General features: G+C 50.5%; 18 protein-coding genes. 2 read left to right on the forward strand and 16 right to left on the reverse strand.

Going from position 1 to position 23,054, the window contains the following annotated elements:
• Window position 1: 1 nt before the first annotated feature.
• On the reverse strand, window positions 2–406 hold the full coding sequence (locus tag AB2U10_RS09995) for a hypothetical protein (protein ID WP_367913954.1): 405 nt from the start codon (window positions 404–406) through the stop codon (window positions 2–4).
• Between the two features lie 295 nt (window positions 407–701).
• Between AB2U10_RS09995 and tnpA the strand changes: the two genes are divergently transcribed.
• Window positions 702–1,163 (forward strand): IS200/IS605 family transposase, encoded by a 462-nt coding sequence (gene tnpA / locus AB2U10_RS10000; protein ID WP_367913955.1) that lies wholly within the window; start codon window positions 702–704, stop codon window positions 1,161–1,163.
• Between the two features lie 624 nt (window positions 1,164–1,787).
• On the opposite strand, the gene AB2U10_RS10005 is transcribed toward tnpA, so the two are convergent.
• From AB2U10_RS10005 to AB2U10_RS10050, 10 genes are all read right to left on the reverse strand, one after another.
• Window positions 1,788–2,936, reverse strand: a complete 1,149-nt coding sequence (locus tag AB2U10_RS10005) for an alpha-hydroxy acid oxidase (RefSeq protein WP_367913956.1) — start codon at window positions 2,934–2,936, stop codon at window positions 1,788–1,790.
• Between the two features lie 79 nt (window positions 2,937–3,015).
• A complete protein-coding gene (locus tag AB2U10_RS10010) occupies window positions 3,016–4,332 on the reverse strand; it encodes an FGGY-family carbohydrate kinase (protein WP_367913957.1) in 1,317 nt (438 codons plus the stop codon).
• Window positions 4,329–5,600: a sugar isomerase gene (locus tag AB2U10_RS10015; protein WP_367913958.1), complete on the reverse strand. Its 1,272-nt coding sequence runs from the start codon at window positions 5,598–5,600 to the stop codon at window positions 4,329–4,331. Before AB2U10_RS10015 ends, AB2U10_RS10010 begins: the two co-directional genes overlap by 4 nt.
• Window positions 5,601–5,644: 44 nt before the next feature.
• A complete protein-coding gene (locus AB2U10_RS10020; protein ID WP_367913959.1) occupies window positions 5,645–7,741 on the reverse strand; it encodes a bifunctional aldolase/short-chain dehydrogenase in 2,097 nt (698 codons plus the stop codon).
• 26 nt (window positions 7,742–7,767) lie between these two features.
• Window positions 7,768–8,820, reverse strand: a complete 1,053-nt coding sequence (rhaT, locus tag AB2U10_RS10025; protein WP_367913960.1) for an L-rhamnose/proton symporter RhaT — start codon at window positions 8,818–8,820, stop codon at window positions 7,768–7,770.
• 177 nt (window positions 8,821–8,997) lie between these two features.
• Window positions 8,998–11,367, reverse strand: coding sequence for an alpha-L-rhamnosidase-related protein (locus AB2U10_RS10030; RefSeq protein ID WP_367913961.1), 2,370 nt, complete (start codon window positions 11,365–11,367; stop codon window positions 8,998–9,000).
• A gap of 218 nt (window positions 11,368–11,585) precedes the next feature.
• Window positions 11,586–12,437: a LysR family transcriptional regulator gene (locus tag AB2U10_RS10035; protein WP_367913962.1), complete on the reverse strand. Its 852-nt coding sequence runs from the start codon at window positions 12,435–12,437 to the stop codon at window positions 11,586–11,588.
• Between the two features lie 5 nt (window positions 12,438–12,442).
• Window positions 12,443–13,465 carry a GntR family transcriptional regulator gene (locus tag AB2U10_RS10040; protein WP_367913963.1) on the reverse strand — a complete coding sequence of 341 codons (1,023 nt, stop codon included), beginning with the start codon at window positions 13,463–13,465 and terminating at the stop codon, window positions 12,443–12,445.
• Complete coding sequence (locus AB2U10_RS10045) at window positions 13,458–14,564, reverse strand: PDDEXK nuclease domain-containing protein (RefSeq protein ID WP_367913964.1); 1,107 nt, start codon at window positions 14,562–14,564, stop codon at window positions 13,458–13,460. The genes AB2U10_RS10040 and AB2U10_RS10045 overlap by 8 nt, the downstream gene beginning before the upstream one ends.
• Before the next feature lie 23 nt (window positions 14,565–14,587).
• Entirely contained in the window at window positions 14,588–15,133 is a 546-nt protein-coding gene (locus tag AB2U10_RS10050) for a hypothetical protein (protein ID WP_367913965.1), read from the reverse strand.
• A 141-nt stretch (window positions 15,134–15,274) separates the two neighbouring features.
• On the opposite strand from AB2U10_RS10050, the gene AB2U10_RS10055 reads away from it, so the two are divergent.
• Window positions 15,275–15,616 (forward strand): zinc ribbon domain-containing protein YjdM, encoded by a 342-nt coding sequence (locus AB2U10_RS10055; RefSeq protein ID WP_367913966.1) that lies wholly within the window; start codon window positions 15,275–15,277, stop codon window positions 15,614–15,616.
• Window positions 15,617–15,709: 93 nt separating this feature from the next.
• On the opposite strand, the gene AB2U10_RS10060 is transcribed toward AB2U10_RS10055, so the two are convergent.
• From AB2U10_RS10060 to AB2U10_RS10080, 5 genes are all read right to left on the reverse strand, one after another.
• Window positions 15,710–15,892, reverse strand: a complete 183-nt coding sequence (locus AB2U10_RS10060) for a hypothetical protein (protein ID WP_367914081.1) — start codon at window positions 15,890–15,892, stop codon at window positions 15,710–15,712.
• Between the two features lie 78 nt (window positions 15,893–15,970).
• Window positions 15,971–16,891 carry a glycoside hydrolase family 43 protein gene (locus tag AB2U10_RS10065; RefSeq protein ID WP_367913967.1) on the reverse strand — a complete coding sequence of 307 codons (921 nt, stop codon included), beginning with the start codon at window positions 16,889–16,891 and terminating at the stop codon, window positions 15,971–15,973.
• Between the two features lie 40 nt (window positions 16,892–16,931).
• On the reverse strand, window positions 16,932–18,320 hold the full coding sequence (locus AB2U10_RS10070; protein WP_367913968.1) for an alpha-d-galacturonidase: 1,389 nt from the start codon (window positions 18,318–18,320) through the stop codon (window positions 16,932–16,934).
• A gap of 55 nt (window positions 18,321–18,375) precedes the next feature.
• Complete coding sequence (locus tag AB2U10_RS10075; protein WP_367913969.1) at window positions 18,376–21,141, reverse strand: alpha-L-rhamnosidase; 2,766 nt, start codon at window positions 21,139–21,141, stop codon at window positions 18,376–18,378.
• Window positions 21,142–21,470: 329 nt separating this feature from the next.
• Window positions 21,471–22,928, reverse strand: a complete 1,458-nt coding sequence (locus AB2U10_RS10080) for a rhamnogalacturonidase (protein WP_367913970.1) — start codon at window positions 22,926–22,928, stop codon at window positions 21,471–21,473.
• Window positions 22,929–23,054 lie beyond the last annotated feature (126 nt).

A 23,054-nucleotide genomic window follows, 5' to 3' on the forward strand; every position in this document is an offset into this window, starting at 1 on the left:
GCTATTGCTTCTGCGCAATAATTTCGAAATATAACCCGTCGGCACTTCCTGACACGGTGAGCAGGTTATCTTTACTCAGGTTTCCGACACGGGCACTGCCTTCGTAAAAATCAATCCCGCTGCTGCCGGCGTCTTTTACCGTCAGTGTTCCCAGGGGTTCATCGGGCTGCGCTTTTCCTTCAAGTTTATACTTCATTGCTCCGGTAACACTTTCGGCTGTGGCTTTCTGTATAACAATAACCAACTCAGTACCCCCGACCAGTGGGATATTCGTTCCTGCATACGTAAACTTACTGGCCGTGTAGGTTCCTGCGGCCCTGGCGGCAAGGTCGGGTTCAGTATCTTTATCTTTTTTGCACCCGGCCAGGCTGACGAAGATAAGACCCGTCAAGAGAATTTTTTTCATCGCTCAATTTGATTAATCGTGGAAGACTCTTTTAACAGGACAAAGCTAGCAGGCACATCCATAGGTATCAATCCCTTAAAAACAGGATTTTTTGCCCACAGGGAAGCAGGAAAAGAGAGACGGCGAGTAAAAGATGTACCACCTTCTCCGTTGTTTTCAGAATAGAGAGGCAGTTCCCTGTATCTGCGAAAGAATGATAAAATTATATGCTTTTGTGTATTCTCATTTTTTCGCTATTTTTGATTGATAATCCGCTTACAATCAAGACTGACAATACCACAAATCCAAACTCATTATGGCCGGCACATATTCACAAATCTACATCCAATATGTTTTTACAGTTAAAGGAAGACGGAACCTGTTGGAGAAAACCTGGCGTCAGGAAGTCTTCAAGTATATGGCCGGTATTATAAAAGCCAAAGATCAAAAGTCCATTATTGTAAACGGCACCGCAGATCATGTTCACGTCTTTGTTGGGCTGAAGCCTTCTATGAGTATTTCGGATTTGATACGGGATATTAAAAACAATTCGTCCAAATTTATCAATGAACAAGGGTGGGTCAACGGGAAATTCTCCTGGCAGGAAGGTTACGGGGTATTTTCGTATGCCCATTCACAAATAGAGAATGTCTATCAATATATTCTGAAGCAGGAGGAGCATCATCGCAGGAAAACATTCAGGGACGAATACCTGGATTTTTTACAAAAATTTGACGTGGAATACGATGAAAAATATTTGTTTGACTGGCTGGATTAGGCTACAATCGTTTCACCCCTTCGGGGTTCACATTATATTTATTTATACAAATATTCAAGCCCGACGGGCTGATATAATTATAGCTACAATCGTTTTACCCCTTCGGGGTTCACATTATATTTATTCATACAATATTCTAGCCCGACGGGCTGACATAATTATGGCTACAATCGTTTCACCCCTTCGGGGTTCACATTATATTTATTTATACAAATATTCAAGCCCGACGGGCTGACATAATTATAGCTACAATCGTTTCACCCCTTCGGGGTTCACATTATATTTATTCATACAATATTCAAGCCCGACGGGCTGACATAATTATGGCTACAATCGTTTCACCCCTTCGGGGTTCACATTATATTTATTTATACAAATATTCAAGCCCGACAGGCTGACATAATTATAGCTACAATCGTTTCACCCCTTCGGGGTTCACATTATATTTATTCATACAATATTCAAGCCCAACGGGCTGACATAATTATAGCTACAATCGTTTTACCCCTTCGGGGTTCACATTATATTTATTTATACAAATATTCAAGCCCGACGGGCTGATATAATTATAGCATTTTTTGTCAATATGGGGTAAGACCCATAAATCCCGAAGGAATGATATGATTATCGCCGTTTCAAATGCTTCGGCAGGTCTTCCACTTTTTCGCAGCACACCTGGTCCATGACCTGCTTCAGCTGTATTTTCAGCAGGTTCATGATATGATGCCCGCCCTGGGCACCTAAGGCAGCCACACTGTACATGAAGGTCCGGCCCAGGAAAGCAAACTCAGCTCCTGCCGCCAGGGTACGGGCAATATCCGGGCCGGTACGCAGGCCGCTGTCGAGCATGATCTTGATCTGTCCTTTGTACTGCTCTACAATAGGATAAAGCGTATGAATGGATGATTCGCCTGCATCCAGCTGACGGCCGCCGTGATTGGAAACGATCACGCCATCAAGTCCGAATTTTACAGCCTGGCCTACATCTTCGGCCGTGGCTACGCCTTTCATCACCAGGTTTCCTTTCCATTTATCGCGGATGGTCTGCAGCCTTTCCTGGCTGATCCGGCCGGAGAAGGTTTCGTTCATGTAGAGACCCAGCTGCTTCATGTTCAGGCCCTTGGGCATATACTTCTTCATGGTGGCGAAGTTCGGCTGCCCGTAATAGAGGGTGCTGAGCGCCCAGGTGGGGTGCGACAGTATCTGGAGAATGTTTTTAAACGTCATCTGTGGCGGCATGGCCAGGCCGTTCCGTACATCGCGTGGCCGGAAGCCGAAAGTGGGCACGTCGGTCAGCACCACCAGGGTCTTACATCCTACCGCTTCCAGGCGTTTGAACATATCGTCTCTTAGCTCTTCTTTTGCCGGGTGATACAGCTGGTACCAGAACTTCCCTTCCGTTATTTCGGCTATTTTTTCTATGCTGGCCGTGCTTACCGTACTCAGGATAAACGGGATATTCTGCTCTACCGCGGCTTTGGCCAGGATCTCCGGTGAGTTAGGCCACATCAGTCCCTGCAGGCCTACCGGCGATACCCCGAAAGGGGCATCGTATACATGACCGAACAGCTCTGTTTTCAGGACAGGCTCTTTGTACTCCCGCAGGTAATAAGGTACCAGCTCAATATCCCGGATCTCTTTGGTGTTTTTGTACAGGTTAACGTCCTCATTGCATCCGCCGTCAAGGTATTCAAAGGCAAATTTGGGCATGCGCTTTTTAGCCTTGCGGATGAGGTCGTCAATGCCGGGGTATTTCGGGTTATAGTTCAGCATAATAGTTCAGAGTGTATTAGTTCCGAGTGCCGGGTAGATTAGTTACCCGGGTGTAAATATAGCCGCTTTAGTCTGAAAACTACTTCAGTTTTATCAAATCTTCGGGTACCGGCCGGCTGTTCCAGTGGTCGTGCAGCACCAGGGCAGCACCCAGCGCCGAAGCCTGGGGAACCTCGCTGGTCCACACCTCTGTTTCCGGGTAAGCGGCCGACAGCATTTTCATGAAGATCCGGCTCTTGCCGAAGCCGCCGTCTACAAACAGCTTGTTCACCGGCGCGCCCTTCAATACCAGGTCAGAAGACCGTTTCTGTAGGGCCACCAGGTCAGCCATCAGCTGGTGATAAGCCTGCGCAGCGGTCGGGTATTTCTGCCAGTCGCGCTCCAGCCCGGTAACCGGATTTTCTACCCGGTGGTTTTCCAGAGATAACGTTTCTACCTCTGTTTCCGGGTCGTAGCTCATCTCCATCAACTCTGCCGGCGGAATACCAAAACACCGGGCTATTTTAGCCGCCTCCTGCTCGTGGTACATTCCGCCCAAAAGCCGGGAGGCCTTGATGGGTTTGCCGTCGGTCTTCAGGAAACACAGGCAGTCGTTGTCCAGCTCTTCCCCGTTCAGCGGTGCTTCATTGAAAGGATTAATGGTAATGTTCCAGGTGCCGGTAGAGAGCAGCGCAAAGGGCTCCTCGAAGCGTTTCAGATAGGGAATCAGGGCTGCCGAAGAATCATGAAGGCCAATGCCCACCGCCACCCCGTCCGGATTCTGAACCGGCTGGTCCGGCGCATGCACCGGGGCCAGGAAACGGTCTATGCCTTCCTCCCCTACCCAGCGGTGATAGTCACCCCGGGTGAAGTCCCAGAGGTTCGTATGACACCCGATACTGGTGATATCCGTGACTTTCTTCCCTGAAAATAAAAAACTCAGGTAATTAGGCAGATGCAGGATCCGTCTGACAGCGGAGAAAACCTCCGGCCGTTCGTGCTTCAGGCGGTAGATCAGCATGCCGCTGTTCAGGCTTCCAAGCACCGGGGAAGCCGTAGCGCCCGAGACCTCCGTTTCTCCTCCGTACGTATCGTAAAACTTCCTTTTTAATTCTTCGGGATAGGTTTTCAGGTAATTGTAAAGCGGGGTAAGCACCCGGCCGTTCCCGTCCAGGAAAACCAGCGTGGCGCCATAGCTGCTGAAATTAACCGCCTTTATATCGTAGGCCGCCTTCACCTCTTCGTATACGTCCTTTATCCAGGAGATCAGCTTCGGCAGGTCTTCGCAGGGATCCCCGTCTTCATCGGCCGTTTCTTCCAGTAGTACACTCTTTTCCCACAGGATGTCGTAGCTTTCATTGAATACGAAAGCCTTTTTATTGGTTTTTCCTATGTCAAAAATCAGTATACGGCTCATAGTCCCGATGCCAACTGGTATCCTCTTTCCCCGATCAGCTTTTTTCTTACTTCCAGGCTTCGGAACAGCTTCACTGGGTTCAGCGCGCCGCCCGATTGCAAACGGGCTTCCGCCACCAGCGGCCGCACGTCGGTCCTGAAAGCATGCTGCAGGATTTCCTGCGCCAGCACCACATCGTTTTCAGCCTGGGCGGCTTTCAGTGCAGGGGTGTCTACCGACAGCGCCTGAGCATAGGCGATCATCAGGGCCTCCACCGATTGCAGCAGGTCTTCGAGCGGGTCTTTCACATTGTGCGAGGCATCGATCATCCAGCCGAGGTCGCGGGCATGATTCATGCCACGGGCGTCCATTCCTTCTACCAGCTCGTTAAAGATCAGGAACAACTGGTAAGGCTTCACGGAACCCGTGGTGAGATCGTCATCACCGTATTTGGAGTCATTGAAATGGAACCCGCCCAGCTTTTCTTCCATCAGTAAAATGGATACGATCTGCTCGATGTTGGCGTTGGGCAGATGGTGGCCCAGGTCTACCAGCGTATAGGCCTTTTCGCCCAGCTTGTTGACGTAGGAGTACGACTGCCCCCAGTCGCCCACCGTAGTGCTGTAGAAATTCGGCTCAAAAGCCTTGTACTCCAGGAACAGCTTCCAGTCGGCCGGCAGGGCCGCATAAATCTCTCTCAGGCTTTCCAGGGTATTTTCATAGGCTTTCCGGAAATTCAGCTGGCCCGGAAAGCAGGAGCCGTCAGAAAGCCATACCGTAAGCGACTGAGAGCCCAGGGCCTCGCCATGGCGGATCACCTCGATGTTATGCTCAATGGCCTGCTTCCGCACGTTTCGGTCTACATGCTGCAGCGACCCGAACTTATAGCTGTGCGCCTGTCCTTTCTGATCCTGGAAGGTGTTGGAGTTCATGGCATCAAAAGCCAGTCCGAGGTCTGCGGCCAGCTTTTTCAGGGCAGCGTAATCGGAAGGAATATCCCAGGGAATATGCAGCGACACGGCTCCTGACGAACGGTTCAGCGCGTGCAGCAGGCCGATGTCTTCCAGCTTCTGCTCAATGTTCCCCGGCTCGCCTCCGCCCGGGAAACGCCCGAAGCGGGTACCGCCGGTACCGAGAGCCCAGGAGGGAATAGCCACCTGGAAGGCTTTCAGCTTTTCGATGAGGGCATCGGTATTATTGATTTCCGAACGGGCATGAGCCAGCCTGCGGGTATGGGCGACCAGCTCGTCGGAATTGTGATTTTCAATGTGTTTTTTATCTAAGATCATGTTTTTGTTTGAGCCCCCGGAATAAATTCCGGGGTAATTTAAGTTTACCTATAAAATGCCATCGCCACTCCCCCATCCACATTAATGGCGTTACCGGTACTTTTGTTCAGCAGCCCGCTCACCAAAACGAAGCAGGCGTTAGCGATATCCTCCGGTAAGATCACCTGGTTCAGCAGGGTACGTTTGGCGTAATACGCCGGCAGCTCTTCCACCGTAATGCCGTAGGCTTTGGCCCGGCCTTCCGCCCAGCCGCCGGCCCAGATGTTGGAATCGGCAATGACCGCATCGGGGTTCACCGTATTGACCCGGATGCCTGCGCTGCCCAGCTCGGCGGCCATTAAGCGCGACAGGTGCGCCTGTGCTGCCTTGGCCGATCCGTAACCCGGGTTATTTGGCCCGGCTACTACGGCATTCTTGGAAACAATGTTCAGGATATCCCCCCCGATCCCCTGCTTTTTCATCACAGCCATCCCGGCTTTGGAAACAATAAACTGGCCTTTCACCAGGATATCGTACAGGCGATCCCACTCTTCCAGGGTATGCTCCTCAATGGATTTGGAAATGCTGATACCGGCATTATTCACCACGATATCCACTCCGCCAAAAGCCAGGGAAGCATTCACAAAAGCTGCTTCGGCACTGGCCGCATCGGTTACATTCAGCACGGTACCTGCCACGGCATCTTTTCCAAAGGCTTTTACAAACTCTTCCTGAGCACCTGCCAGGCGGGTTTCGTCAATATCGCTCAGGATCACACACGCGCCTTCCTGCGCAAATTTCCGGGCAATGGCCTTGCCGATCCCGCCGCCGGAACCCGTCACCAGGGCTATTCTTCCGGCCAGGGCTTTGGGCTTGGGCATACGCTGCAGCTTGGCCTCTTCCAGCAGCCAGTATTCAATATTGAAGGCTTCCTGGCGCGGCAAGGCGGTGTATTCTGAAATGGCCTCCGAGCCCCGCATCACGTTAATGGCATTCACGTAATATTCGGATGCCAGGCGGGCCGTGGTCTTGTCTTTGGCAAAGGTAAACATCCCTACCCCCGGATACAAAATCACCACGGGGTTCGGGTCGCGCATGGCCGGGGAATCGGCATGCTTACAGGTTTCATAGTATTCCGTATACATCTGCCGGTAGGCTTCAAATGCCGGTGCCAGCTTTTCTTTCACCCCGGTCAGGTCTTCATTCGGCGCTATTTCCAGCACCAGCGGGGTGATCTTGGTACGCAGGAAGTGGTCGGGACAGGAGGTACCCATGGGCGCCAGCTTTTCCAGGTCATGGGAATTGATGAATTGCAGCACGCGCTCATCATCGGTAAAGTGCCCGATCATGGACCGTTCTGACGAGCAGAAGCCTCTCAGCACCGGGGCAATGACCGCGGCCTGCGCTTTCCGCTGGTCTTCCGGGAGTGACTCACTCCGGGCACCGCCAAACACATTCCCGGTTTTGCTTTCAATGTATTCCGCACATTTTTCAATGACCTGTAGCGTGTTTACATAGCTTTCATACGAGGTATCTCCCCAGGTGAAGAGCCCGTGAGAACCCAGCATGATCCCTTTCAGCTCCCGGCCTTCTGCCGCGGCTTCGTCCACGCAGGCCTTCAGCTCCAGCCCCAGGTCAAAGCCCGGTCTTTTCCAGTTTACCCAGCCTATTTCGCCTTCAAAGAGCTCCTGCGTAATGGCCTTACCGTCTTTGGCGGCGGCAATGGCAATAGCGGCATCCGGGTGCAGGTGATCAATGTGTTTGTAGGGCAAAAAGCCGTGGAGCGGCGTATCGATAGACGGCGCTTTGGAGGCCAGGTCAAAGATGCAATGGTTGAACAGGGCCACCATCTCGTCTTCAAACTCAATGCCCCGGTAGACGTTTTTCAGGGCACGCAGACGGTCGAGGTACAACGCCGCACAACCCGACCGGGTGAGCGTTCCGATGTCGCCGCCTGAGCCCTTGATCCACATGACATCCACTTCCTCACCGGTCAGCGGGTCTTTGTCTTTTATTTTTACCGAGGTATTTCCGCCCCCGTAATTGGTCAGCCGGAGATCCGCCCCGAGCAGGTTGGAGCGGTAAATGAACAGGTCTACCTCATCGGTGATCTGAGCGGCTTTGGCTTCGTCCCAGAGGTAGCTCACGTGTTTAAATTCCATTGTATATGGTTTGTTTTTAATGATTATCAGATCGAATTTCCTATCCCCACCAGGAAAATAGATGCCAGGATCAGCCCGATTCCCCATAAAAAGGTGCGGAAGGTTTTCCGGCCTACCGCGGTCCATTCTTTCAGGTACAGGCCCCAGAAATTGGCCGTCAGGATGATGGTGGCCATGTGCAGGATCCAGGAGCTGGCACCGTTGCCCAGCTTGCTTTCACCCATCCCGTAAAAAAAGAACTGGATGTACCACATGGTGCCGGCCAGCCCGGCAAAGAGAATGTTCCGTAAAACCGGGGTCCGGGAATTGGTATAATCGCCGTAGGTACGGTTTTTAAAGTTCAGGTAAACACACCAGAGCAGGTTGGTGGTCAAACCGCCCCAAAGCAGCACCACGTAGGTCACGTTATTCTGGAAGAGGGGGTTATGTCCATGCTGTACAGCCACATCGGCCATGGGCTTACCGGCCTCAATCCCAAAATTAAAGAACGCACTGAGTAGGCCGGAAATTACAGCAATGATGATGCCTTTTACAAAATTAAATTCCGAAGTGGTGCTCTGCTTGGTTTCGGCCGGGAGCTCCTTTTCTTTCATCATGCCCGCCTTGCCGGAAACATAAATCCCTGTCAGACAAACCAGTATCCCCAACAGCACCACCTGACCGCCGGGACTTTGCAGCATATCGGTAAACGACTGCTTCCCTTCTACCGGTTTAAAGTTATAATAGATGGCCGGCCCCAGTGAGCCCAGCGCCGAGCTCACCCCCAGGATCACCGAGTTTCCCAGCGACATCCCCAGGTAGCGTACGCCCAGGCCGTAGGTCAGTCCGCCGATCCCCCACAGTACGCCCAGGGTATAAATAAGCGACTTTACACCGGAGTCGGTGCCGCCGATAATTTCCGCAAAATCAGGTACCGTCAGCCAGGCGGCCAGCGGGGGTACGATCAGCCAGGAAAAAAGACCACCCACGATCCAGTAGCTTTCCCAGGCCCAGCCCTTCACTTTCTTGAAAGGCATGTAAAAACTCCCCGACGAGATACCGCCGATGGTATGAAAGATAATTCCAAGTAGGGTTTGCATAATAAGGTTGAAAAGTGTTAACAAAATTCAGCATAGCTATCCGCTTAACCGTCCTGTACTGTACTAGCGGTTAGGTGTGTTTTTGATATAATTTAGTTATTGTTATAATAACCGTTTGTTATTGATCAAAATCCTTTTTATTATTCGTGCATTCGTGACGAAAATAAATTGCCGGAGCTAGTTCATCATTAACCGGTTTTTGCCTGCTTTCAACGACTTTGTCGTCCCCTTCCACACCAGGTTTCCGCTGACGCCTGCCGGCAGGTCAATTTCCACTTCCCACCCGTCTTTTACCTGCTGATAAGAAACCGCCACGGTTCCTTTGGGATGCGGGATATGTCCTGCGGCACTTTTCAGGTGGCCCAGGTGCGGCGTTATTTTTACTTTGGAAAAGCCGGGGGCATCGCTGTCAATGCCCAGCAGGGTACGGTAAAACTCAATGTTCGGACTGGCGCCCCAGGCGTGGCAGTCAGACCGCGAGCCGTCTACGTCCGACATCTCCGCCCAGGTGGTCAGGCCCATGGAAATATTTTCCCGCCATTTATCCAGCATAGCGGAATAGTCATTGCCCCGGCCGGCACGGATCAGCGCCTGATGCAGGTAGTATTTGAAGTAAATGGAGGCCTGTGACAGCTCTTTATTATTCAACAGGTGCTCCACCATACCCGGTATTTTCTGCTGATCGGCCACATCGGTGAGAATAGCCAGGGCATTGGTATGCTGGGAGAAGAGGTCTTTTTCTTCCCGGTCGGCAAACAGGTCTTTCCCCGCGTCCCAGTATTTTTTCAGGATGGCGGCTTTCAGCTTTTGTGCCTGCTCCCTGTATTTCCCTGAATACCGGTTGATCCCCAGATCCGCTTCGAGCTGCACGGCCGTCTGATAGGCCCACAGCAGTTGCAGGTCGAGCATGGCAGAGGTGCCGTCGCTGCCCATAGGCCCTTCGCCTGAGTTCCAGTCTTTGTCATTTACCCAATCGGTAAAGCGCCATTGCGGAACCTTGCGGAGCGAGCCGTCTGCGCCCTGGTATTTTTCGAAATAGCTCAGAATGGCGTACACGCCATCCAGCTTGTTCCGTACAAATTCCGGGTCTGGCCCGTAGCGCAGGTAGTCATGCAGCATACCGATGTACCACAGGGAGAAAGTGGGAATATACTGCGGGGTGTACGACGGGTGCCGGCTGAGGGTCACTCCTTCAGGTTGCCTGGAATAGTCCATATAGTTTAGCGCGTTTTTCACGAGGCGGTCGTCGCCGCTGTTGTAAAGCGAAACCAGTGCCTGGATGCGCGCATCGCCAATGTACTGGAGCTGCTCATAGTAGGGGCAATCCATGTAGGTTTCCGTGGCACAAAGCCGGGCGGTCCGCCAGCCGATGTCCAGGATGGTGTTCAGCTCCGGGTTATCCGACCGGAAACCGGCATTCATCCGGAAAGGATAACCGGTAAAAACGCTGTAAATATCATTCAGCACCAGGGGTTCGGCAGCTGTGGTGATCCGGAGTTCCAGGTAGCGGTAGGTGCGGTAGCTCAGGGGAGAAAATACCTGGTGGGCTGAACCGTCCGCGACCAGGCTGTCGGTACGGCCTATCAGCCGCTTCCCTGCTGTTTCGTTCCGGTTGCCCTTCTTATAGCCGTCGCTGTAGAGGGCTTCTGCATAGCCCATGGCAATACGCGCATCTTTCCCTTTACTGAATTCCAGCACAGGGTAGGCGTTAGTGAGGTAGGTCTGATCCAGCAGGATACTGACCGATGTACCGGCGGGTATGATCACTTCCTGCTTCTTCTCCGGAAAACCGGCCGGCAGGGTGAGGCCCGTAGCCATCCCGCGGGGAATGCGCTCCGGCTTCAGCTCCATGGGCGGAATACCCGAAGGACGGAGCATCCAGACGTTCGTGGTGCCGTAGGGGCCCAATACGTCTTTGGGCAGGCCTTTGAAAAGCGTCCGGGCAGCCGGCCAGGCGGAGTCGTCAAAATCAGCGCTCTCCCATCCCCGCGTATGCCGGAAAAAGTCCCGTATCTCGCCCGGCCCCGCCACATAGTAGAAGGGAACATTCAGCTTCAGCGGGGTGTAGCTTTCGTCTCTGATGCATTTCCAGGAAACACCGGTATTCACGGATTCTTCTACGGAAGTATTGCCCTGCAGGATAAAGCCGGTCATGGCGCTGATCTGTACCTCGGGCCGCCATCCGGCTTCGTTCCATACCCGGGCAGCGAGGATATTTTTCCCTTGCCTGAGGTGAGGTTTCAGGTCCACCGTTTCAAAATTCCAGTGGTTCAGGTCGCCCCGGGCCGGGCCAAAAGAGACCATCTGCCCGTTCACAAAAAGCTGGTAGCGGTTATCGGCTGAAACGTGCACGATGTAGTGATCCGGAACCGACGGCAGCTCCAGTGTTTTCCGGAAGAGGTAAACGCCGTATTCCGTGGCAGAGTGATCCGGAGTGGTGATCCAGTTGGCCGTCCAGGGTTTTTCCAGGATTTCAGGTGCTGTTTTTTGTCCGAAGAGAGGGCAGGTAAAAACCGCAAGGGTGATAAGTAGGGTAATTGTTTTCATAAGGTTAAATAGTTTTGAGTATTTTAGTTCCAGGTAAGAAACCGGGTCGGATACCACTTGTCAGTTCGAGCGAAGACGAGAACCACATGCCTCTCGTCTTCGCTCGAGGTGACAATGGCACCATACTTGTCAATAACAGCACAAACGAGCGCGTTAGAACGAAGTTTGTACTTGAGGTAACAGCAGCACCTGATATTATTCATAATCATATCCTAACTTTAACAGGAATCCCGCACTTGCCTCACCAGCGAAGAATTCCCGTTTTTCCGGAAAAGCAATGTTTGCCTGCAGGAGATGACCTTGCCATGCGCACCTTCCGAGAACAGGTTTATCCGACAGATTGCCGACACCTCCAGACGATAAAAAGAAGGCACCGCACCCAGTCCCATACCCCGCTCCGCCAGCCCGGCCAGCAGCCCGAAATCACTCACCTGCTGGCTTACCCGCTCAGAAAACCGGCCCGGCAGTGCACTGCATTCTATCCACTTTTCGTTTTTCAGCTGATGCATATTCAGACGCTCTTCCTGCGCCAGCGGATGCTGTACACTCATACATACCTGAACACGCCCCTCCTGCAAAACCACCGTATCCATCTCGGCCGGCACGCTCCCGGTATCCAGGCCGGTGGCAAACAGAATTTCATCTTTCTTTAAGGCTTCGTACATTTCGTACAGCGAATCAAAGGCCTGGAGCTTCAGCTCAAAAGCCGGCAGCCTTTGGTTCAGAAAGTCGAGGGCCAGGGTCACGCTCTCTCCCGGCAACCCGGCACAATAGCCCACATTTACAGTCTTCCGCCGGGTGCGCAGCCGTTCCAGCCCGTCGGTCATTTCTTTGCTCTGCCGGAGAATCTTCAGGGCTTCCTGATAAAAATAGCTGCCCTCTTCCGTCAGTACAATGCGCTTATGCCTGGTTTTTTGCGTAGCATCAAAGAGCTCCGTATTCAACTCCTCTTCCAGGAGAGCGATCTGCCGGGAAACCGCCGGCTGGGAAATGTTCAGTCGGGCTGCGGCCCTGCCGAAGCTGAGCTCCTCTGCCACCGCAATGAAATATTCGAGTTGCCGGAATTCCATAGGCATTATTTTAACGATTCCCGCAGGGTAATGTGAAACGGATTTTCAATCTGGCGGCGCGAATTATCCAGCACCAGCTCCGCGGCTTTTTTCCCCATGGCCGCAAAGTCGGTAGAGACCGTGGTGAGCCCGTTCACGATGTACTTTTTGGCCTTGGTTTCATTGTATGAAATGATGCCGATGTCGTGCCCCACCCGCAGTCCTTTGTATTCTATTCTTTCCAGCAATTCGAAGAGGTCGTCTTCCATGAGGTTGATAAACACATCGCCGGGGGTTACTTTTTCTTTCCGGATGTCATGCACCACTTTGTGCTCAAAGACAAAGCTTTCGCAAAACGACACAAACCCGTCAATGATCTCCCTGGGGTAATAGCTGTTTTCGGGAAAGACCAGCTTCAGCACGCTGAACTTCTGAAGGGCCTCCAGCACCTGGAAAAGGGCCTGGTAAATATCGCGTGCGAAGTTCTCATACACTGCCCCGTAACTGCCGGTGATTTCGGGTAAAATCTTATCCAGCAGGATCAGCCGGGAGCGCGGAATTTTATCAATGGCCTGGATGGCGGCCTTTTCCCCGTCAATAAAATGGGGAATAATGACGTAGTGCGTATAGGTGTTTTCGCCCTTGCTTTCCAGTATCCGGCAAAACATGCGGGCGTCATTGTTATAGATATAAAAATCAACCGAGGCTTTCTCCCCCAGCTCGGCTACAAAGGCATCGTAGATGATCTTCTTGTGGGCGCTCAGCTTATTAAACATCAGGAAGATGCGATAATCCTGCTGAATATGCACCGACTTCACAAAGTACCCCTTGCCCGGGTAGGCCTCCAGCACGCCCATTTTCCGAAGCTCTTTATAGCTTTTCTCTACGGTCAGCCGCGAAATATCGGTATGAAAGCTCAGCTCATTGATGGAGGGCATGAGGTCGCCCTGCTGCAGCCGCCCGGCCTTCACCGACTGGATAACGGTATCCATCAGCTGCCGGTATTTGGGGGTGGCAGAAAGCTCATCTATTTCGAAATGGTCAAACATGGTCAAGATTTCGTAATTCAGCTTCTATATATTGCTTTAAACGCATTTTATCCGGTAACTGAATCAGGTATTTTTGTACAAAAAGATTTTCATCCATTCCGGCAGTAGCATATTTTACTAATGCCTGATCTTTTTCTGCAACTAATAAAATACCGATGGGAGGATTATCTCCCTGTTCCAGAACCTCTTCTTTATAAAAATTCAGGTAGGTATTCAGTTGAGCAATATTTTCATACTCAAAAGCTCCCACTTTTAATTCTACCAAAACATGACATTTCAATACCCGATGATATAAAACCAGGTCAATAAAGTAATATTTATCTCCTATCAGAATTCGCTTTTGTCTTGCCTCAAGGCAGAATCCATTCCCCAATTCAAGCATAAATTGTTGCAGATTGTCCAGTAAAGCAGTTTCTAAATCAGATTCTTCCACAGCCTCTTTAATCCCGATATCCAGAAATTCAAATGTGTAAATATTTTTCACGATATCTTTAGATGTTTGGCGGGTAATTTTGGCCTGGGTAATTTGCGAGAGTTTTTCCGGGGCAGCCGATAGCCCTGAGCGCTCAAAATACATACTGGCTATTTGTCGTTTAAGTTCTCTCACACTCCACGTACCTTTCATTGCTTCAAGTTCATAAAATTCTCTTTTAACCGGCTCTTCTATATTTATCAGAAGTTCAAAATGAGAATAAGACAGCCTGGTTATTAACAAATGAGGGTTTGAAGAAAGTGGGGACAGTGTCCCCACTTTTGTATTTTCATCCAATTGTGGGGACGACCACACTATTGTATCTAAATGGCGAAGATTTTGCTTTAATACTCCTTTCCAATCAGGATATACCAGATAAAACTGCCTGAATTTAAACAAAGCTCTTTTGTCAATTCCCTTAATATGAGCTAATTCAATAGCAAGCTTCTCCATCAATTTTTCACCATATTGACCACGGTCTCTCCCGTTCTGTTCAAATTCCACTATATAAAACCCAATCAGCCAGTTTCTAATCGTCAATGCTCTGTTTACAGCACTAGCTGCCGAATATTGTAATTGCGTGTGAACATTCTCAATAGAATTTAATAATTCTTTAAAATCTTTCATTGAATTTATTAGTTGTTAGGTACTTAATCGTTTTCCTCATAATAATAGGAATAATCAATCCCTTTCATATACATTTCCCGATCGTTAATTTGGGGGGTTAATGCATTTTGCAAAAGTGTTTTCAGCACCTGGCTTTGGGTGGGGCTCAGCATCATGGCGTTCATATAATCGCGCTTGCTTATTTTGCTCCAGTCCACACATTTTTTCAAGCGTTTTTTGAGCATCAGATCCAGCCATATCCGGGTACTTCTGCCGTTGCCCTCCATAAACGGGTGGGCGATATTCATTTCTACATATTTTTCGACGATTTCGTCATCGGATAAACGCTTTTTACCGTCAGGTGCAAGCAATTTCAACTGGGTAGTGGCACTAACCACTTGACTATTTTCTTTTTTTAATTTGGCTTTCAGATATTTCCAGTAGTTACGGCTTTTAGTATAGTCGTCCTGGTTAGTTAGTACGGCTATAATATCTAACACTGAAAACCACCATTTAGCGTTTTCTTCATCCCAAACAGCCCGCACTTCACGGTCGTTAAAAAAACGTATGGATATTTTGGTATTGCTCATTTATCTGCAAACTGTATTGTGATTAAAGTTACGATTTTTAGTTGAATCGACGACTCTGAGCGCTGGGAAAAATGGGTGATCGTTATGGATTAGCCATCCCGGATATAATTTCGTAAATTTGCCCGAAAATTACAGAAAACCATGTCCGAATTTCCTCCTTGTCCTAAATGCAATTCCGAATACGTTTACCCTTCTGATAACCTGCTGATCTGCCCGGAGTGCTTTTATGAGTGGAACCCGGAAGAGGAACCGGCAGAAGCAGACGGCGCCCTGAAAGTGCTGGATTCCAACGGAAACGAGCTAAAAGACGGAGATTCGGTGGTGATCATCAAAGACCTGCCCGTTAAGGGGGCTCCCAAGCCTATCAAGGCCGGCACCAAGGTAAAGAACATCCGGTTAACTGATGGCGATCACAATATTGACTGCAAAGTAGACGGCTTCGGGGCTATGGGACTGAAGTCGGAGTTTGTGCGCAAGGCGTAAAAGAGATTGTAGCCCAAACGTCTTTTTGCCTGACTAAAAGCAGAAGCATTTGAAATTGTAGCAGAAAAATTGATTAGTAAAAGTGCTGACAGTTTATTCTCCCTCTAAAATTTTCAATAATTGCTCATTCAAATACAATTTTTCTTTCCCAACTTTTACGGATTTTAAAAAGCTGTTTTTTTCCAACGCTATTAAATAATTTCCGACTGTTTGCGGATTACCGATGTTTTCATCTATTAAATGTTGGCTTGGGACAAGGGTAAAAATATTAAAAATTTACTCTCGTTTTATTAATAAGGGTAAGAATTACTCTCGTTTGTTCTTAAAACATTTCTGGCCTATTACCCGATTTGTTTACTTCAGGTTATCAAATATTTTACGCGAAACCTCAAACGCCGTACCGTGACGTATGCCCTTAGGGAAAGTGACCTGATCGGAAACATCCTCCCAGTTTTTGAGGTCAGCAGAACGCACCGCGCCGTATTGTTTTTCCGTGTACTTATCAAAATACACATATACGGAGTCTCCCACCAGCAGGGGCGCCGGGCCTTCCGCCCAGTAGTTTCCGGTAATGGGCGCAGATACTTCTACGGGGAAGTCAAAGGGTTTATCGCTAACCGTTAAACGGATATTCTTCTCCGGCGGGTTGGAGTTCTCGTTCTTTAAAAACATATAATAGCGGCCTCCTTTTTCCAGTATGGCGCAGTCGATTACCGAAAAACCCGGTTCAAAATACAGGCGGGTGTCGCTGAAATTTTTGAAGTCTTTGGTGGTTACGTAGTACATGCGGTGATTGAGGCCTTTTTCACTTTCGGATGTAGGCACTTCGGGGAATGCCCCGGGAATCGTCGATGCCCAGAAGATGTAAAATGTCTTGTCCTTTTTATCGTAAAAGAGCTCGGGTGCCCAGGCGTTTTTAGTGCCTTCAAATTTCTCCATTACGGGGATATTCTGTTGTGCAGACCAGTTCTTCAGGTCGCGGGAGGAAGCATAGCCTATGCCCTGATCCCACCACCCGGTGGTCCAGACCATATGGAAAACCCCTTCCTCATCCTGCACTATGCTGGGATCACGCATCAGCTTATCTTTGCCGATTTCTGGCCTCAGATATACGGAATCGTTGCCCAATGCCTGCCATTCTTTCCCGTCTTCACTGTAGGCCAGGTGCAGTCCGTCACCATTGCCGTTAAAGTAGGAAAAAAGATAGACGGGTTTTTCCGGCGTTGAACACGACATTGTCAAAACAAGGGGAAGCAGAACAGGCAGTAATTTCATTTTATTTTCAGTATTTCCGGTCAAATATAACTATAGGGAATCAGTTTTCCGGCAGATGCTCTACGCCTTTGAATTCATCAAAACGTACCTTCTTTTCCTTCACATTTTCCGCGTGGGTCACCTTACTGATGAATTTATTTACCTTGCCCACTTTTACGTTTTGAATAGTTACATTTTTCACGGGAAGCCGGGCATCGCCTTTGATCTCATAAATAGCATCTGCCGATTCACAGGTAACATTTTTAAGCGAGATATTTTCAATCCGGGAAATCCGCTCTTCGAGGGTAGGCACCAGGTCACGCCACTGGTAGAGCACATCGGTATCAATCTCAAAAACACGCATGGTGGTGCCTGACCGTACGTTTTCCATGTAAATATTTTCTACGAAACCGCCTCTGCGATGGTTGGTTTTGATGAAGAAAAAGCGGTGTACCGATTTTGGGGCGGTACAATCATGCATGTAAATATTACGCACCCCGCCCGACATCTCACTGCCGATACCCAACAGGGTGTGGCCTTCCAGGATGGTACAATTGCGGATCACGATGTTCTCACAGGGAGTGTTCAGGCGCCAGGCGTCCCGGTTCCGGCCTGCCTTGATCACCACCGCATCATCGCCCTGGTCAAAGGTACAGTTCTCTACCAGGAAATTCCGGCTCATTTCCAGGTCTATGCCGTCGTTATTGTGGCCGTGCGCTTTCACGTCGAGATTCCTGACCACCCCGTCGTTACACATATACAGGTGGATGGTCCAGAACGGGCTTTCACGGATCATGAAGCCGTCAAGCAGCACATTTTTGCACCGGTTAAAGTGGATGAGGTGCGGGCGGAGGTGATTCTCCCCTTCGGCCATCTGGCGTTGCTGCACCGGCACATCCGTAGAAGCCATCGTGTACAGGTTTTTCAGGGCATCCAGGTGCAGTTGGGGTCGTCCGAACCAGGTTTTCCAGAGGTCCATATCCGGCTGTAACATGCCTTTGCCCGTGATAGCAATATTCTCACATTCCAAGGCATACACCAATGGCGAATAGTTATAGCACTCCATTCCTTCCCAGGAAGTCATCACTGCGGGGAGGTAGTCTTCCGGCTTGTCGGAAAACCGCAATACAGCTCCTTCCTGCAGGTGGAGATTGACGTTATTTTTAAAGTGTACCGGGCCGGTAAGCCATGTTCCCGGGGGTACCACCACCCGTCCGCCGCCAGCCTTGTTACAGGCTTCAATAGCAGCGGCAATGGCCCGGGTATTACTGGTTTTCCCGTCATTCACTGCACCAAAATCCGTGATGGGGAAATCTCTTTCCGGGAACACAAAAACCCGGATCGGCTCCATTTTAAAAGGAGCTTTTACGTTTACAGTTTCATATTTCTGGGCCGATACCGGAAGGGCAAGCAGGTATACCCATGCAGTGACCGCGACTATTCTTATCATCTTTTTACAATTTCAGTTCCGGATAGTTTATTGTGGATATCGGGCGGATATGTTTTTACTTCGGATTCACCCTCTCCATCTCCCGAATCACCACCGGCCCCAGCAACCCGGAAGGCATAACTTCCCACTCATCAAATTTTGTGTTTTTGTAGGTGATACTCACAAAGTTGATTTCGTGGAATATGCGCCAGTTCACGCCGCGCCGGTCATAGTCGCGGATGCGGTTAGCAGGGAGGTTAGTCACTTCTACTTCCAGGGTATTCTCTCCGTTTTCCAGGAATTGGCCAATGTTTATTTCAAAAGGCACGGAGAAGAGGGTTCCGGCATCCCGGCCGTTGACCCGCACGCGAGCGCTCTCCCGTACATCGCCCAGGCTCAGAAGGTATTCCCGGTTTGGCTTTTTGTGAAAGTCAAATTTTACGGCGTATTTTCCTGTGCCTGTGTTGATTTTCAATGTTTCATTTTCCAATGCTGTCCATGAGGTCGGGTTATCAGGTTTGAAATGCTCTTTTACCTCTGGGGTACTCTCCGGGAAACTGAGCTCCCAGCCGTTTTTCAGTTCCGTTTCATGGCCGGAGGGGGCATAGTACGGCCAGTTTTCGGCTTTGACTCTGTCCGTGGAAAAGGTTTTCAGGATAAGCGACTGCCCCGGTTTGAGCTGCAGGTATACCTCGGTGCGGCCCTTGTTTTTTCGCAGTGCCGCCCGGCCTGATTTTCCGGTCATGGGATCAAAGATCAGTGCGGAGGTAGCCGCCACACTGAGAGAAACCCAGTCGTCTACCGTGGTGTTTTTCAGCAGGGTCATAAAGTACAGGTGTCCTTCGCTGTGCTTTTTGCGGATAAGCTGCCCGCCAAAGTCGGTCTTGAACGGTTCTTTTCCTTCCGAAAAATCCGCCAGAAAATCCCGGGATCCGGTGATGATCCGCCCTTTTCCGAAAGTATGGGTTTGCGTTTTAGTGAACGGGGAGATTTCAGGAAGCCGGGCCAAAAGCGCTTTCAGAGCAGCCTGTCTTTCTGCCTGATCCTGTAAACCTGGCACATCGGTCGGATAATGGTCTGTAAAGATGACCGTAGCCCCTTCTTCTGCCAGCTTCAGCAGGTGATTCAGGGTTTCCGGGGGAATGGCCTTGGCAGCCGGTACGATGATGGCCTTGTAACGGCTTCCGCCCTGCGTCTGCAGCTGTCCGTCCTGAACCGTAGTGGTTTTGATATACGTATCCGAGATATAGTCGGGGTCAAAGCCGCTCTGCATGATCTTTTCAGCCAGGTCACAGAATTCGGGCAGGCGCTCACGCATGCCGTGAATGGCGAAAGTGGTGAAGATGCTGCCTCTCTGCCCCGCCCAGATGTCGTAAACCGGGAAGTAGAGCAGGAAATCGTTATCGGGTTTTGTGCTTTGCAGAAACGACTGCACCCGGGTCACATAGTTAAAAAATGCCGGTGCGTCTTTCCAGATGCTGTTGGTGGGCGACATGTCTACCGAGGCATAAAATTTCCATCCCGGCCAGGCGGCATCCTGAGGGGAATACGTGCTTCCGTGAAAGTACACATGGTTCACCCCGGCGGTAAACATCTGGTCGATCTCCGGCTTGCACTGGCTCAGAGAGCTGCGGAAATGCTCGGTGAGCCAGGTGAAGGTCTCGGCCGAAGTAAGGGGCTTGCCGGTGATATTGGCCGCAGAAGAGGCATATTTCAGAATGGTGGGATCGCCATCGTTTTTCTTACGGATGGAATCTTTCCGCAGACCGGGGATATCGAAATCAGAGATGCCGAAGGTCTCACATTCCGGGATATCCACAGCGGCGTACAGGTCGATCAGGTTGGCGGGTGAACCGTGGGCCTGGTTTTTGGTAGCGGCACCATGCCCGTGGGCCCAGTCGGTCCAGACGGCCGTAAAATTATCTTTCAGGATTTCGCCCAAGGTTTCGCGGTAGTCGGAGATGACCCGCACGGAGGTTTCCGTACGCCCGTCATCCAGGAGCTCCGGGAGGTGCTCTTCCAGCTTATAGCCTCTTCTCCGGTAAAATTCCCGGAGGAAGTCCGGGGTCCAGTCGGCCCCGTATACTTCGTAAGAATCATTAAAGAAGTTCTTCGGGTAGGGGGCTCCGCTGGTTTGAAAAGCGGTATCAAACTTCGCCAGGTAACGTTTTACGGCTTCTTTATCGAAATGGTTTAACACATAGCCCTGTCCGCCGGGGGCCGCCCGTTTCACTTTCTGGAGGGTCTTGCCCACGTACAGGGCCACCATTTGCCCGTCTTCCGGCGGGGTATAGCTGAAAAGTCCTCTTTCGCCCACCTGGTGGGTGGCATCTATTACCTGCCCTGAGGCCAGGTAGATCATGACCTTGCTGAGTCGGGCGTTTTTATCGCCCTGGGCGTCGAATTTTTCTACGATCAGCTCGCCTTTTTTCAGGGAAAACCGGTCGAAGACGGCTTTGCTCGCCGCATCTTCCAGGCTGATTTCCGGCCCGCCGAACGGCCAGCCGGTGCCGGTGTTCATGTCTACGTTCATGCCCAGGCGTTTTGCTTCTGACTGAGTGAATGCCAGCATACGCATCCAGGACGGTAAGAGGAAATTGCGGTAGTGATTCTCCCTGCCTTTCACGCCGTAAATGGGGGTGATCTCTACCCCGCCTATGCCGGCCCTGCTCATGGCTTCGAGGTTATAGGTGAGGCCGGCAGAGTCTACATCGCTGCCCAGCCACCACCAGCGGGTGTGGGGTTTACTTTCGGTGGTGATTTCGGGCCAGGAGGTGGTGATGGGGGCGGTGGTGCAGCTGCAGAGGGAGAGGAGGAGGAAGAGTGCGCTCCATCTGCCCAAGTGGGTAAATTTTAGTGTTGTGCCCTTCGACAAGCTCAGGGTGACAATGGTTACACACTTGTCGCAACTGTCACCCTGAGCTTGTCGAAGGGCATGAGCGATAGAAGGAAACCATTTGAGTAAGCTAAAAACCATCTGAAGCATATTCTTAACTGATGTTACGCATTTCGTGAAATAGATTTAACCACATAGATTTTAGAAAGAAAAGGAGACATTAGGGAAATCCATTTCCATCGCATAGCTATGTGAAACAGGTTTACATGTCCTGATGAAATCTCTTTAATCTATGTATCTATTGTGGTTTGGACAATAGTATGTAACATATATCCTTAATTTTTCATTTCAAAATCACTTCCCTTCACTTCAAAACCCGTCACATTTTTCAGAAGGTACGGTTTAACCCCCGTAGGCAGCGGTGTCCGGTAATTTCCTACCCGTATCCCCTGCACATCTTCCAGCCAGAGGGATGGCCGGAGATCTTCCTTCTCAAAAGAAAGCTGCACATTATTTAACGCTACGTTTTTGGCATGGCGGATAAAAAACCCGGAGGCGGGAATGGTGCCGAACATCCAGGGCTCGGGATATAGCTTTTCGTTTTCCGGCGGGGTCAGGAGGCCGTCTTCACGGGTACCGCCGCCTTTGAAGTGAATCCGGATGTTCTGAAGGGTTACATCTTCAATATTGTGCCCGGGGATACCACTGATGATGCAGGAATAACGGGAATCGGCATTGTAAACGTTGATATTACTTAGGGTAATACGGGCCATCCGCCCCACAGCCGTACCTTCCGGGCTGCGCATCCGGGCGCCCAGGCGGAGGAACAGGGGGGCATTCACGATATCGCGCATAGTAATATTACTGATGACCACATCTTCCAGGAAGCCCCCGTCTACGGTTTCGAGGGCAAGGCCACGGCAGCGCTCAAACACGCAGTTGGAAATGGCGATGTTCCGGAAGCCGCCGCTCGATTCGGTTCCGAATTTGATCCGGCCGGTCACAAATCCCTGGTCGGGTGCCTGGGGTTCATCGCGCTGAAAGGTGCCGTTGATCACCGAGCCTTTGTCGTACCCGCTGACAAAGCAATTGGTGATGGTCACATTTTCCGTGTCCCGCACAAAACCCAGGGCATAGCTGCTTTTCAGAACGATGGCATCGTCCCAGGGAGAATTCACCGTGCAGTCGGAAATCCTAACATCCCGGCAGGCGTCGATATCGAATCCGTCGCGGTTGGTATCTACCGTTATATTATGCAGGGTGAGGTTATCCACACCGGTGGCCAGCAGGGCAAAATGCCCGCAGTTGACCATGGAAATATCTTTTATGGTCACGTTCCGGCACAGCTTGAGGCTGATGGCCTTATTACCCACGCCCGGCAGGCGACTTTCCTCACGCGTAAGGCCCGCTCCGTTGATTTTTCCGAAACCGGTGATGCTGATATTTTCCAGCCCGATGCCCCAGATCAGGCTGTTTTTCCAATGGCTGTGGCCGAAGTCCTGGTAGCGGTTATGCGGGTTTTCTTCCGCCACATCGTATCCTGAATCTTTTCCCGGAAATGCGGCCAGGATTTCTGCGCCGGCATCGAGGTAAAGGTGAATATTGCTTTGCAAACGGATGGAGTAGCTGAGGTAGATACCGGCAGGCAGTAGCACGGTTCCGCCGCCTTTTTGGGCGGCGGCGTCAATGGCGGCATTGATGGCCGGGGAGTCCAGGGTGGTGCCGTTGCCGGCTGCGCCGAAGTCACGGACGTTATATACCTGGGGGTAGGCTTTAAATGTCGTTAAAGTCAAAAATATGAATATACAAATTCTCATGAACAATACCACATTTCGAAATCTCTTAATTATTACACCATTCAAAAATGTTAGAACTATTTTTACCTTTTTTATTGTTGTTTTTACATATATTATTCATCC

It is taken from the genome of Leadbetterella sp. DM7 (assembly GCF_040829825.2).
In the GTDB taxonomy this organism is placed as follows: Bacteria; Bacteroidota; Bacteroidia; order Cytophagales; family Spirosomataceae; genus Leadbetterella.